The organism is Gracilimonas tropica DSM 19535, from assembly GCF_000375425.1.
Lineage (GTDB): Bacteria > Bacteroidota > Rhodothermia > Balneolales > Balneolaceae > Gracilimonas > Gracilimonas tropica.
In genome coordinates this window covers 66402-80388 of record NZ_AQXG01000007.1, presented here as the reverse complement: position 1 = coordinate 80388, position 13987 = coordinate 66402, and the positions used below count along the sequence as shown (strand labels likewise).

At 37.2% G+C, this 13987-nt stretch carries 15 protein-coding genes; 3 read left to right on the top strand and 12 right to left on the bottom strand.

Going from position 1 to position 13987, the window contains the following annotated elements; all coding sequences use genetic code 11:
- Positions 1-161 precede the first annotated feature (161 nt).
- Both B151_RS0111870 and B151_RS0111860 read right to left on the bottom strand, forming a co-directional pair.
- The gene (locus tag B151_RS0111870) at positions 162-563 is read right to left on the bottom strand and encodes a hypothetical protein (protein WP_020403858.1); all 402 of its coding nucleotides are present in this window, start codon (positions 561-563) and stop codon (positions 162-164) included.
- Positions 564-768: 205 nt separating this feature from the next.
- A complete protein-coding gene (locus tag B151_RS0111860; protein WP_157470963.1) occupies positions 769-1941 on the bottom strand; it encodes a hypothetical protein in 1173 nt (390 codons plus the stop codon).
- A 79-nt stretch (positions 1942-2020) separates the two neighbouring features.
- Between B151_RS0111860 and B151_RS0111855 the strand changes: the two genes are divergently transcribed.
- Complete coding sequence (locus B151_RS0111855) at positions 2021-2272, top strand: helix-turn-helix domain-containing protein (RefSeq protein WP_051069747.1); 252 nt, start codon at positions 2021-2023, stop codon at positions 2270-2272.
- A gap of 39 nt (positions 2273-2311) precedes the next feature.
- Here the strand turns inward: B151_RS0111855 and B151_RS0111850 are convergent, their stop codons facing one another.
- From B151_RS0111850 to B151_RS0111815, 8 genes are all read right to left on the bottom strand, one after another.
- A complete protein-coding gene (locus tag B151_RS0111850) occupies positions 2312-2821 on the bottom strand; it encodes a phage replication initiation protein, NGO0469 family (RefSeq protein WP_020403854.1) in 510 nt (169 codons plus the stop codon).
- Positions 2812-3738 carry a YqaJ viral recombinase family nuclease gene (locus B151_RS0111845; protein WP_020403853.1) on the bottom strand — a complete coding sequence of 309 codons (927 nt, stop codon included), beginning with the start codon at positions 3736-3738 and terminating at the stop codon, positions 2812-2814. The genes B151_RS0111850 and B151_RS0111845 overlap by 10 nt, the downstream gene beginning before the upstream one ends.
- Positions 3739-3790: 52 nt before the next feature.
- Positions 3791-3922 carry a hypothetical protein gene (locus B151_RS20410; protein WP_020403852.1) on the bottom strand — a complete coding sequence of 44 codons (132 nt, stop codon included), beginning with the start codon at positions 3920-3922 and terminating at the stop codon, positions 3791-3793.
- Positions 3923-3924: 2 nt separating this feature from the next.
- Positions 3925-4668 (bottom strand): DUF932 domain-containing protein, encoded by a 744-nt coding sequence (locus B151_RS0111835; RefSeq protein WP_020403851.1) that lies wholly within the window; start codon positions 4666-4668, stop codon positions 3925-3927.
- 360 nt (positions 4669-5028) lie between these two features.
- Complete coding sequence (locus B151_RS0111830; RefSeq protein WP_020403850.1) at positions 5029-5817, bottom strand: GGDEF domain-containing protein; 789 nt, start codon at positions 5815-5817, stop codon at positions 5029-5031.
- A 207-nt stretch (positions 5818-6024) separates the two neighbouring features.
- The gene (locus tag B151_RS0111825) at positions 6025-6516 is read right to left on the bottom strand and encodes a hypothetical protein (protein ID WP_020403849.1); all 492 of its coding nucleotides are present in this window, start codon (positions 6514-6516) and stop codon (positions 6025-6027) included.
- Positions 6509-6823 (bottom strand): hypothetical protein, encoded by a 315-nt coding sequence (locus B151_RS0111820; protein ID WP_020403848.1) that lies wholly within the window; start codon positions 6821-6823, stop codon positions 6509-6511. The genes B151_RS0111825 and B151_RS0111820 overlap by 8 nt, the downstream gene beginning before the upstream one ends.
- 223 nt (positions 6824-7046) lie before the next feature.
- Positions 7047-8135, bottom strand: coding sequence for an SIR2 family protein (locus B151_RS0111815; protein WP_083909911.1), 1089 nt, complete (start codon positions 8133-8135; stop codon positions 7047-7049).
- Between the two features lie 273 nt (positions 8136-8408).
- On the opposite strand from B151_RS0111815, the gene B151_RS0111810 reads away from it, so the two are divergent.
- Both B151_RS0111810 and B151_RS0111805 read left to right on the top strand, forming a co-directional pair.
- Complete coding sequence (locus B151_RS0111810; protein ID WP_020403846.1) at positions 8409-8852, top strand: JAB domain-containing protein; 444 nt, start codon at positions 8409-8411, stop codon at positions 8850-8852.
- A gap of 107 nt (positions 8853-8959) precedes the next feature.
- A complete protein-coding gene (locus tag B151_RS0111805; protein WP_020403845.1) occupies positions 8960-9298 on the top strand; it encodes a YegP family protein in 339 nt (112 codons plus the stop codon).
- A gap of 597 nt (positions 9299-9895) precedes the next feature.
- Here the strand turns inward: B151_RS0111805 and B151_RS0111795 are convergent.
- Together B151_RS0111795 and B151_RS0111790 are read right to left on the bottom strand one after the other, a co-directional pair.
- Positions 9896-10732, bottom strand: coding sequence for a hypothetical protein (locus B151_RS0111795; protein WP_020403843.1), 837 nt, complete (start codon positions 10730-10732; stop codon positions 9896-9898).
- Between the two features lie 722 nt (positions 10733-11454).
- Positions 11455-13950: a primase-helicase family protein gene (locus tag B151_RS0111790; protein ID WP_020403842.1), complete on the bottom strand. Its 2496-nt coding sequence runs from the start codon at positions 13948-13950 to the stop codon at positions 11455-11457.
- Positions 13951-13987 lie beyond the last annotated feature (37 nt).

Here is a 13987-nt window from a genome sequence, read left to right as displayed (position 1 = left end):
TTGTCCAAAAAGAAAGCCAAAATTATTCTTTAATACAATTTCTATGAGTTCACTGAATATACCTCTCAAAAAATCTGGCTTGTCCTTTGCTCTAAACAAATTTTTGTTCGATGTATGCTACTAGCCTGCAACTATATTCTACATTGGTATTACATATTCAGCTAATTCAAATTCATCAAGTATTCAGCTTCTTCAATAACGCCTTGTTCACGATAAGAATCTTGTAAATATTCTCTTAGCATTACGGAGATCTCATCCATTTTATCATCTACAAAGCGCTGGTACTCTTTTCCACTTAGCCTTTCAGAAGCAAGTGTGAGATCGGCTAATTCAGCAATACTGAAGCGAGTAATATTGGGCTGCTTAATGTGATAAGCATGGTGGATTTGCCACCGGTTTATAGCAATGCCAACCAATGCTTCCTCAAGGTACTCTTCGGAAGTCATCTTGATTTCACAAATGGGTTGGTTCATGTCCAGATCCCGGGGCGCGTAAGTGTCCAAAAAGAGAAAGACTCTTAGTGATGTCATTAGCTGTTCTCGTAGGGTATTTTTATCATTCATTTTGGGTTCTGTTTGCTTTCTGCTTGGCCTTATCAATGAACCTGTGAATTTTGTCAGGAGAATTTAAGTAATCCTTGGCCTTGGATTTTGCGCTTTTAAAGAACCGGCTCTTACGAATTTTCTTTGCCTTGGTATCTTTCTTTCTGAATTTGAACATAGCTGAAGTGGTTAAAATTTAGGGTAAAAAGAGAAGCCGAAGCTTCTCTTATTTTATCTGACCAAAGAGGTTCGATATTTGTCCCTCAAGCTCTTCTATTTGTGTTTCCAGTTCAGCAATTTTCGAATCGTATTCTCCGGTAGGTTTTATGGAGTTCTGGGCGGTTCGTTGAAGGTTTCTTGCATGCCCTAATTCGTTAAGAATTGAATTGTATTGATTCCATTGCTTATCTGTTACTTCCCTTATTATGGAGACACCTTGTACAAACCCACCATAATCTTCTTTAAGGCGTACAATAGTTCTGCCTCCATCAACAACTCGTAAGCGAAATGTGCCACGCGAGGAGAAGTAGGTTTCAGAAGTCCCCAAGATGTATGTAGTGCCGTTGTAATCCTTTACCTCATATACTTCATGAAATCCAGTAGAACCTAACCGCTGGACCATTAGCCCTGAAAAGATGTAAGCATCTTGGTACTCTTCAAAATCTTCAAGCTCTGACGTGATGTTTTCAATTTGATCCTCGGCTTCTCGTATTTTTTTCTCCGTCTCATAGTTCAGGGAAAACTTATCATCATCGATGTCACGGCGAAGATCATCTAATTCTTCCTTTCGTTGATGTAATGAAAATGCCTTTTCAAGAATGGCAGTCTTTTCTGTATCGTTGATGATCTTCGAAAGCTTAAATATTTCACGATATTCCGGAACCCCTAAGTTCTCCTCGGATAAAATTTCATCTCTTTTGGTTCTTATTGAGGAGTGAAACCCAGAATCTGTTTTTAATCTGTCTTCAACTCTATTTTTAAGACCACCCTTAAAGGAAGATTCACTAGATTCATACCATGTGTAGTAATATTCATGAAGTCCGGAGGGTATTTCATTCTCTTGGTTTAAGATAGTTGTCCAAATAGCTACAGGGAATGAGGAGCTATTAGCTATTGCTCTTCGATTCTTTCGTACCAGGTTCGCTACCTCCTCGTTCCAAGAATTAGAGGTGGTTAGCATAGTAAGGGTTGCCTTCTCAAATATCGTAGGTTCCTCATAACCATAGATACTGAGTTTGGCGGAGCCACTCTCAACTTCATCAGCTATGTATTCGTAAAGGGATTGGTAGTCCTCACCGGTAATCATGGCTTGGACATCTTCCTCAGATGGGCTACATGCTTGAAAGAATAAGACCGTACAAAGTAATAAATGTGAGTAATGTATTTTAAGTATAGACATAGTGTTAAGTATTGGTTTGGAATTAATTTGCTGACAGTTGACAGCAAATGCAAGTTTGTTTTCCCTGCATCTTTCTTTTATGAAATACGATGCAGAGTTATTGGAAGCGACTTCTATAGTCATTCGGAGACTTCGGGAAGAGAAAGGATTCTCTCAGGAGGAGTTGGCAGCCCAATCTGGATTGAGCAGAAGCATGATTGATCGAACTGAACGAAGAGAAAGACTTCCATCATTGGATGTATTGCTCAAATTAGCTCCTGCCCTTAAAACGAAAGCATCTGCTATTGTGAGTCTCATCGAAAAAGAACTAGAAAAGAAAGAAGGAGAGTAAACTCCTTCTCCTTCATTGCATTTTTAGGCTAGCTGGTTTTTATTGACTGTTCATCAATTCTGAGTACTCTTCTGATTCTATAGAATCAGGCCGGTTATTCAACCTCATCATTTCTCCAGAAGAGTTTTTAGCATTCTTCGCCACTTGGCTACTGGCTTCGTTGTAAGGCATAAACACGTCTATGTTGGCATACACGCGATCTTCAGTTGGGTTGTGCACCACAAGTATATTACAATGCCTTCCCAGAAAAGCTTCGAGATCAATCCCCTCATGAAGCTGCTCGGGAGTAAACCTCCGCCCGTTTAAGCGTTCTAAGGTTTGTCTCAAACTTGCCTTTTCATGCAAACTCCGATTGAAGCGAGTTGCAAGCGTGTACGGCTTGCCCTCTTCATCGGTGATTTCAGTCTCTACAATAATGCTTATTTGATTTTTAACTCCGAATGGAGTTTCCACCTCATTGAGTGGTTCGATGGTGGTAATCTGTGCCTTATGCAACCCTTCCGGACATAGGCTGTATTGATTGGGGTCGTGTTTAACTATTAATGACATAGGAACCTCCTTGTCTTTGTGGTTTTAGAGTATTGTTTGAATAATTCTGGTTTCTCGCGCCGGATGGCTTTGGAGTCAAGCCGGGTGGTAGACTGGCTCTTCCAGGAGACAAGCGTCTTGCCACCACAGACCAACCGTTCTGCTTTACCGAGCTTATCCTTGAGCTTGGTCTTCAGGTATTCTTCCTGTTTGATAAGGTCGACCTTGCGATCTCTGATCTCAGTAAGCTCCTGATATAGCGCATAGCCAGCAGGTGTAATTTCTACGACCTTTTCAGGGGTGCTTTCCGGGTATAGATAAAGTGCATCATCGCCATTTATCGGTTCCGGCCTTTGGTCGCCTTCCATATAGGTTTGCCACCAATCGACCAGCTTAGCTGTCATGTCTTCAATTAGCTCGTAGTCGGGCTCAATGATCTGTGGCTCTAAGAACTCGCACGTATCACGAAGGTACACTTGGAGGAAGCATTTTTTATAAAAGGTGATTCCTAAATAGTGCTGAATTTGCATATACCAAGCTCTGTCGATGCCACCTTCTAAGGTTTTATATCTCTGGCTTGTTGAAGTTTTTAGCTCAAGCACAGCTGTACTATCTAAGCCTTTGCCAGCTAACACTTGCCTGTCTATGTTGGCTTTTAAAAAGCTGTGTTTTTCACTTGTAAATGGCTGATTTACCTGTCGCGTTTTTAAGCCTGTAACCTGCTCGAAATGCGCTGCAAGCTGAGGTTCAAAGTAATGCCCAAAATCCATGATGGGATTATCTTTGATTGGTGGCAGGATGCCTTTCTTACGCATCCAGATTTGTAGGGGAGTGGAATACTGAGACTCTTGCAAAATCGCGGCACAGTCGCTTCCTCCGATGTAGGATCTTCTCTGTATCGAGAAGTCCGCTGGTGGCTTTAGTTCTTGTAGATTCATAATTCAGTGGTTAAGTGGTGAAAGTTTACTCATATAAAAAAGCCTCCAGTTTTTAGTCTGAAGGCTTGTTGTTGTCGTTTGATTTTTTCTTTTTCCTGTGCTCTACCCAAGCGGCAAATAGCAATAAAGCTGCCTCTTTAGATAGCTCACCCAGTATGAGAATGAGCCGGTCTATTCGTGCCATGATTAGTTGAGATACAGCCCCTTTGTGATTTTGTGAAGGGCGCTGTGGCGTTGAATGATTTGATGCACTGGTGAGCTCTTCAGAGCTTCCGTTGCACAATTATAGCCCGCCCAAAGGGTATCTACTTTGAACTCTTCATGAGAGGGTTTCCAGAGTTCTTTATAAGCTGCTGAGGACTGAGTGGCAGACAGAACACCTTCTCCAGTAAGCAGACCTATGAACTCGTACTTCTGCTTCTGGGTCATGGTTCGGTTTTTCATGGCCTGAACATCCTCACTGATCTGATGGAAGTTATGCTGGCTTTTGTAGATGGCCGTTACGATCTGATCATGGAGATCTTCGTGCATGTCTTCGCCTTGATGCTTACGCATGACTTTGATATCGCCAGAAAAGACCAGGTTATCACATACCAAAACGGTACTTCCGATAACTAGCCCGGCAGACATTGTTTTGTTGTAACTATTACGCAATCCAATAGCGACTTTGAGTTCTTCGTCAGGGCCTGGATTGATTTTTCGAAATGTGATCACACCGAACATTTTTTGCCCGTCTGAGCTGAGGGCATAGGAGTCCCGATCAAAGCGATAGCCCTTTAGCAGGTCAGAGGCAATGGTGAGTATGTTGACTGCAAAATCATAATGATTTAGCGGTGTATATGATTTGGTTTTTTCGGGCTCCGGTATGGTAAGAAGTTGTTCAAGCGAACAGCGTCGGGAACCGCATTGTGTGAGTAGTTGAGTAGTCATTGTGATTGGGTTAAGAATTAGTGTTTATATGAACACTATTCTTATGCCAAGAAATGTCAATTTTTTGCGAAAACCGGAAATTGAGAGTGGTAAAGTGGTTAGGATTTGATGCTTTTAATTCTGAATAGGATCACACACAGTGTACTATGGAAGGGGTGACGCAAAAGGTATGCTCAGAACTTAATTCTTAAAAAGTTTATCACTTTACCACTTCAACAAGTAATGTTTAATCAAAAAAAAGACGCCGATTCCTGGGCAGAGTCTCGCGTTATTAAACAATTAAAGAAGAGGAACTAAATTAAATAGTTGGCATCACTAAGTGAGGCCTTCCCTCTTAATGTGTTCTCTAGTTATGTAGCGTTAAGGTAAGCGCCTTACCGTATTTTTACCCGATTTTTTGGCTGAACGCAAAGCTTCTTCAGCTCGATTAATGAAAGAATCAAGCGACTCTTTAGGTTTTAAATTTGTTAACCCAGCACTCATTGTTAGACTCCAAGGGATAGGTTCTCCATTGTTGCGTACTTCAAACTTATGGGGCTCAATCACTTTTCCTCTAAGTCTTTCGGCGACACCTTCTCTAGCTTGGATTAAGGTAGTATCAGGTAAAATAATACCAAATTCATCGCCTTTTCGGTATTTGCCTACATAATCATTTGCCCCTCTTAGATTTGTTTTAAGAAGAGATGCAAAACTTGTCAATATTTCATCACCTGCATCATAACTTATATTGTCATTAATCTCTTTAAAGTTATCGATATCTACGATAATTAAAGTAAGATCATAAGAATGACCATTCTTAAATTTTTCGACAGCAATATCGTATTCTTCCCGAAGTTGTTGATGAAATGATTCAGGATCAGGTAAATCAGTCAAATTATCGGTTGCTGCTTTTGCTTTTAATTCTTTGATCCGGGCCTCATAGTTCCGAAAAAAAGATTTTTTTCTGTATGAATAGGTTATAGATATTGTAGAGATAATTACTACAAGTATTATTAGAAATAGATATATCGGAGCTGATACAGTTTCCAAAAGAATTGAGCGGAATGGGGTCCAAAGAAAAGCAATCATTGCAATCACCCCTGCTCCAAGAACAGTGGCAATTATTTGACGAATAATGTCTCTTATATCAGATTGATAATTTTCAGCCATTCAATCCCATTTGTTTTGTAGATCTATATATTAATGTATAGAAAACTTAATTGTTGATTCAGCTAGTCTGACGGTTTATGGTTCAACTGGCTTGGGCTTATTGCTTGTAAATGTAATTAAAGCATAGAATTTAATTTTAGTATTCACACTTTAAATCAGTAAACAGCCGTCAAATCCGCAATAAAACCATTGTCGTATAAAAAGCTGCTAATGATCTATTTTAGGCCAATGTGACCAATCATCTATCTTGGATGATATATCTACACTTTTAATGTAGTAGGTATTTTCTTTAGTTGAATATCTTATTGGGATTCGTAGATTTTTGTCATTTTCAAAAATGTCATAACCAGCTTCCATAACAGTAGAATACAAGTCATCTATTTTAAAAACTATATGAGCCTTCCATTCATTATTTTGTTCATCTCGCAACGCAAAAATTGCGTAATCCACATCATATAATCCTGGTCGAAGTTTAGAACGCTTGAAATTTACGCCACAAGACCAACCTCTTGATGAATTATTGATAAATGTTGTTTTAACTTGAACTCTCTCTGATTTATCATTTTCATCATCTATTACAAATGTATCAGTACCTGTATCAATTTCTGGAACAGCCACATTCCAACCTAATAGTACAAATTCAGCCCTAACTGAAAGTTCACCAGCCAAGCCAGTATATAAGTTCTTTATTTTACCCATCTTTATTGATAGAATGGATTAATTCATTATCTGCTGAATTCCGAAACTCAATTTTTTGGGTATGAAATTTTTTAAAAATTTCCTTTGCAGGAAAGCCCAAAAGTAAAGTAGGAATCTGAGATTCAAGAAAATTTTTACCATAATAAAGCTCTAAATCAGATTTTGTATCGATTGAAACTTTTAAAGATTTAGGAGTCTTAATATTTAGATTACTAGAAATTACATCTCTAATCATGGGATCGACTTTATACACAATCTCTGTCTTTCGAAAGGCTACCCAAATGACCATAGTATTTATGCTGTTCATATTTATTCTAAATTAGTTTATTGTCATACACTATTAATTATAGCAAAGAAATAGTTTTAAGAATTATTTAGTCTAAACATTCTTACTAAAGTTATTGTTTATACCCGTCTAGCACATAATGGAAGCAATAATTAAGATTTCTTTTGAAGTAGCAAAATAAATTCCTTAGAAACAATTCTTCATCACACCATGTCCGCGACTTATTTAAAACGTTTTGTATATTTTATCGTGTAAATGAATCAATTCGCTCATCGAATGGCCTATTAATTAAATCGTTAAATTTTGACCCAATAAATATCCTCGTAGTATCATTTGGTATTGAATGAACAAGCTCTTTAGTTTTATTATTCGCAAAAAGATCATTTACATCATCTTCAATTTCTGAGTAATTAGGGTTGACAATATAAATGTGCTGTAATGATATATTTTCCTGAAGACCAGATGCTAATAAATATCTAAAAAAGAGGTCTGTCTTCGGTAAAGAAAACCCAATTATAATAATTCTTGTAGCACTAGAAATTAATTCTAAAGCATTGCCCCATAATGTATTAGTAACATCGCTAGAGCTTTTAGTCCAAATCGGTGGTATAATAAAGGGTGTATTTTTGTCTTCTAATATCTTATCAAATGATTTAATTCTGATTTCTTTTCCATTATTTAACCAATTCATGGAACCGTGCAATTTTACAAGAGGTGTCTTATCTAGCTTTCCAATGTCCCTAACTTTCTCTTTTAGGCAGTATGTGTAATCTTGACCGATCGATTCTAAAGAATCTTCTAGGATTGTGTCATAATTAAATGAAATGATAGAGCTAATCTGGTCATTTTTTTGTTGGCCAATACCGCTTAATACTGAAGAGATATAATCATAGGAGTCGATATTTATTTTTTTTCTACCCCCCATACCGTCATCCAGACCTTCTAACTTTGCATTCAAGTAAGGAACATCATCACGAATATTAACACTATAAGTTGGTCTCTTGGCTGTTTTTTTACAGTATTCAAGAGTTGCACATAAACCCGTTCTAAGTAACTTAATACTTTCATAACCATCAGTAGCTGCCAGGCTAAATAAGTCTTCAATATTATCTAAATCTAGATTTACTCTATAGGCAGAAGAAGTTGATAGCTGACGAAATTTTAATATTGCTTCAATTGAATCCCTTGCATAGGAGTCTTTTGGATACCAATTGTATGCTTTTTTAAGCTCAGTAATAAAAGTAGACATTAATGGCATATTGGCTTCGTAAGAGAAGCCAGCACCTAAGATATAGAGATTATGATCATTGTATATTTTCATTGAACGACTCATGATTTTTAAAACATAAATTCATAAACCTGCGACCAGATACATCATATAAGACTAAGTATAATTTCTGTTACCCTTTTATAAACAACTTGATCACAGCTTTTCGAAAGATAGTATCTTCATCAATTAAATCAACTACATAAAAGCAATGTCAATATTCCTAGAGTTGTTTGAGAAAACGACAGAAGCTATAAATAGCGCAAAAAAGCACCATGAATTCAGGTATAAGAACAGTGAAGGCACTGCCTTCATAAACCGCAACCAAATCTTATACCCATGCCTAAAATCGCTGAAGTATCCCTTTCATACAAGTCAACTGTTCCCATTGATAGCTTGCCTACTATTACCTCTCCAGATGAAGCAGCTGCATACCTGAGATCAATATGGAATGATGATCACTTGGAATTGAAAGAGGAGTTCGTAATAATTTTGCTCGACAATCAGAAGCAAGTTCTCGGATGGAATCTTGTTAGCTCCGGTGGTGCCACAGCTACTATCGTTGATATGGCTTCCATCTTTCAGGTTGCGCTGCTGGGCAAAGCCAAGTCGCTAATTTTGGCGCATAATCACCCCAGCTCAAACCCCAAGCCTAGTTCGGCGGATGTACAGCTATCTAAACGAGCGGTAGAAGCGGGAAAATTGCTTTCTATCCATATTGATGATCATCTCATTATCTACCGTTCAGGTTTTACCTCTCTGAGAAATGAAGGACTGATGTAAAGGAGGGCAATTGCTCTCTTTTTACATTAGAATCTAAAATAAACTGTAAGGGATTGCTTTGAGATCGCTCTAACTATTAGTAACTACTAACTAAACCATGGAGCAAAATGCAAAATCCTAAGTTTCAAGTATTCAGAAGCACATCAAATCGAGAATATTATTATCGACTCAAAGCAAGAAATGGCGAAAATATTTTGAGCGGTGAAGGATATACGACCAAGCAATCATGTTTAAACGGGATTGAATCTGTTAAGACAAATTCGCAGTACGATTATCGTTATGAAGATAAGACATCAGTAAATGGCCAACACTACTTCAACTTGAAAGCTTCTAATTATGAGATCATTGGCACCAGTGAAATGTATACAACCGCTTCTGCTCGAGATAATGGAAAAGCAGCTGTTAAAAGAGATGCACCAAGAGCTGAAATAGAAGACTTGACCTAATTACTAATTGACATAAGAACTATTCATTCATGTAATCCTATAAGATCGATTTTATAATTTTGGGAAAAAATATTTCAGAATCCGATTTTCCCTGCGAAAACGCTAAGAACCCTATGAAAAAATTAACTCCCAAAGCAGGGAGACTGGGTAGAAGGCCCGGGGGTAGGATATGGAACCTAAATCGGCAAGATTGAAATTAACCAAGCCCAGAAATATGCCATTTCCGAGCTTGAATTGTGCTAATTAAGCTGCTGTATATGTTTCTCAAGATGCTCTGTACAATTCTTTAAAGAATCGAGAAAGAACACTATATGGTCAATATTACTGTAGTCCAATCGGGGATTTTGAAAATGTTTCTTCAGCTTTTCAAATAGCCCCATTCCTCGACTGTAAATCAAGGTTGGTTCTATGTTATATGCTTCTAGTACAACTTTATTAGCTGTTATAAGATAACTATGACATTGAAATAGTAGGTCTTCTGTTTCCGTTTCATGATTGAACGATTTGCATATTCTCTGTCCTTGATTAAAGTCGTATTTATAATTGTGCATAAAATTTTATTTGAGGTTTAAATTTGCTGGATAGTAAGAGGAGATGTTAAATTACCTTCGGCCAATTCCATACATTAAAAGCTGCAAACATGACATCAATTTGCTTATGTAGTAGTTTTATGTATGGGAATATAGCTTGTTCTACTTCGATAAAATCTGCTTCCAAATAATCAGTAGAAAATGTAACTTTCCTATTCTGATGTGTGGTGCATAAGGTGTGAAAGAGAGGGTTCTCATCAATTTCCCAATCCCGTATTAACTCATCGATGTCAGAGAATTTTAAGGTTGGATCATCTTCAAGTTTTGAACCATATATGCACTCTTGCAAAGAGGGTAGAAAAGTAGACTCAGCTAAGGATTCTTTATCAACCATCTCATTTTCTAATCCGACTGATTTAGCATCCCGGTAGAGTTGAGTAAGTTGGTTTGACAACCTTTTTTTCTGTTCGATGTCACCAAGTTCATTACTAAGCTGAATAGCATTGGAGAGTTTTAAAGCATCTTTCGAAAAACAAAAAGCGGCATACTTAGATAGGTTATTGATAGTGTTAGTATCTACTTTGCCATATCTAAAGTTTCCAGTAATGAGTTGGCTTTCAAAGCAGAACTGTTTTAGCTGATTAAGTAGGGATAATAGTATCCAGGTGTTGGTTTCGTAAAAGTAAAGGCAGTGGGTTATCTGTAAACTGTTGCATGCGTACAGTATCAACCCATACAGTTCAGGTCCTAGGTTTAAATGCCCAGACTGATTGGCGACCTCAATTTTTTTGAGCTTGTTGTATATGGCTTCAAAAGTCTCGTCATGTTCACAAAGATCAGGATCAATATCGAGGTTCAAAAATATGTATGGGTGAGTATCACCCTTAAGGTGTGGTTTTTGCATTTTATTTATTTTAAATGAAGAAGAACTGAATATTCAATTGAATAAAAATGTTCTTCGGTTTTGTTAGAGACAAGTTGTGCAAAAACCGAGTAGTTGTTATCTTTTGTGTAAGAAAGGCATTAAAAAACTTAAGTAACTGTTATTTAACGTTTTGTGATTTTCTTTAGATGAGAGAGGGAGTGCTACTCAACAATTTTATTAATAAATGAAATGCATTATATAATATTAAATATAATATTAGCATTTAACCCAGGCTTAGGGCTTTCTAAATGTACATTTCCGTTTTCAAGATCCAGTTAAAAAGTTCATTAATAAAAAACTTATAAAATAAATTTTATAGAGTCCTCAAGTCCGTTTAAGAATGACATAAATTCTAAAAAACGTCTTTATTGCTTTTAAACGAATCTGACATTTGTTGGCTACATCTTAAAAAACCTGTCAAGTGTACAGTTGACAAGACTTTGCGAATCTGAAGAATAGGTGAAAGATCTCTTTTTGTGCGAGAATTATACAAGGCCGTTTTTTTTTAGTCTTGATACCACCGAAATAAATTTAATGCATCTTTTCTTTAAAAATAGTTGACTGAAATGAGCAGTGTCTGATATCAATACCAGCTCATTATACAATCTTGTTTTTTCCTACGTGTATTAGGCTATATCCCTGATAATAAAAAACCCCGAGTAATATTACTCAGGGTTCAGTGGTCAAGTGGTTAAATATCGTTACTTCTCTTTATAAATTATGAGTTCCCTGCCATTGGATGATCTGCGATGCGGCTTCCAGCCTTTGAATTCGCCAAATTGTTCTATCCAGTTATTAAATGTCCGGGCTTGATTATAATCCAACACATGAGGATATGATTTATAAAATGACGCAACGGCCTGATCATTGTCATTATCTAGGAGACTATTTTCTTCATTTGAATCTGGGAACATATTACTACCCTTAAAAAGTTCTCTGAGATCATATTCTATCTCCGCTTCAAGATTTGCTTCCGCCCATTGTACAAATTCAGTTGCAGTGTTCATCCCAAACTGCTTGCGGTCATAATTAATGCTATATGTAACCAATCCCTCTGACAAATACATCTGCAAGCAATGGATCATATAGTTGTCGAATTTATTCCATTCCTCTTTATCCCAATCGTAAAATAAAGAATGGCCAAAATCATGTTCAGGAGTAAAGTTTAGACTGTAATAATCAGCAAACTCTACAATGCTTTGGCGTCGTTTATGGCTATTACCACTGCCAGCAATAGGAGTATTGGAAGTGATCAAGAATTTTGGGGAGTACTCAAAAGGTATAGTGTACCTATCTGCCCCTTTAGCCTCTATGTTCATGTCATTGGTAATGACAGTGAATAGGGCCTCAAATTTGAAGTCCTCTTTTACATCATCAATAATGACCAATTGATCACCTATTTCAACATCCATAAATGCAAAGCGGCTTGAAGGATCGAATTGTTTGCCGCCAATAAAGGTAACTTTCCGCATTCTTTGAATAGCACGACCTACAAGGCTTTTTCCTGTACCACCGTTTGCAGATCCTTTCGGCCCCATTTTCTCATCAGTAAAAATTGCTGCTTTAGTACGAGCAGGATGCTTGTACGCATGTAGATAGTACCCAATATGAGATTCTAAGGATTTAATACGTTTTGGGTTCCCACCAGAAATATTGGATACGAATGTTGCAAATTCACTTTTTTCTGAACTTCTATTCTGGTATGTAAAAGGGCGATCTATAATCTGATTCTCCCAAATCACACCACTCAAATCTGAATATTCCATTTCTTCTACGGTGTTTTTTGTGATTTTCACCACTTTGTCACTGTAATATAGGTAGGATGTATCCTTTGTATCCTTCATAAAATTTACGTTCAGAATATCCAGTTTAGCTACATAGTTTGGATTGAGAATTTTATAGTCATAACTAAAGTATTTATCCTCTACTTGTGATGCATATAAGTATTTCTGACCTTTATCGGTCTCAACGCAGTCTACAATTTTTGAATACTTTTTAATCCAATTGGTTCGGATAAAATCATTTAACTGATTGTTACTCGGTTGGCTAAGAATATTCTCAACCTTACGAACCATTATGGGTTCACTACTTTCCTTATAGTAGATTTTGCCAAAACCATTCTTTTTTAATTGCTGGGCGAGCCCCACTTGAGATATGCTTACTTTGCCTTTTAGGTTAGAATGCCAAATCTTATTCTCTTTAGCAGTTGAATTCCAAATATAGTCAGAGTTTTCAAATCCGGGAGAAAAGAGTTGATCTAATTTACCCTTAGCATTACACTTTATAAAGTCCGTAAAGTCTTTACACTTTCCACCAGTGATTCCAGAGATATTAAGTAGCTCTACATCTAGCCCATAATTATTATCGATATCACGTACAGCTCTGGCAAACCCAAAAGCAATTTTTTCAGCTTCATTGGTGTCTCGGTCAAAGCTTACAAAGACTTTACTAACTCGTTGAAGCAGATATTTCAGATTTATTCTTTGTAATTCTGAAAGATTGGCCACTTCACCACTGGCTATACCGATTACATCGTAGGAATCTCCAAGAGTTTGATAGTAAAGCATAGTCTCTCGAGGAGATTTTGCAATGATCAGCTTTTTTCGACCTGCTACCAACTCTTTGCCAAAGAATGACTCTTTTGGTTTAGAGCCTTTTTCCATACTTATGAGCTTGCCGGTTTTATTACGAGTATAATACTGTACTCCTGTTTCATAAGGGAATACGATTACCTGTTGGTTTTCTCCGTCTATATAACGGTTAGTTAAACCGCAGTTAAACTTCACCAGAATTTCGAATTCCAAGGCATCTGCATGTTTCGCCTTCTGTACAACATCGGCGCTTGGAGATGTTTTAAGCATTTGCTGGCATTCTTTAAGCCATTCTTTTTTCTCATCAGTCCAAAAGCTGTCAGTTTTAGGAAGTGCTATTCCTTTTGAGCTACCTTTACTATTTACGAATTCGTAGGCCTCTTGGCGACTACAATTTTTTGTTAGAACTACTAGGTCAATGATGCTGCCACCAGGTGCTTTCCCTGCAAAATCGACATAAGAACCGTTGTTTAGGTTAACTCCCATGGATGGGTGTACATCTTTTCGGTACACAGCATTAGTTAATAACCATCCTTCTTCATTTGCGTCTTTCTCTTGAATTTTAACCCCAAGACAACGGAGGGTATCTATAATTTTATAAGACATAATTATCTCAATTTAATATAGCCCTAAATACAGCCAG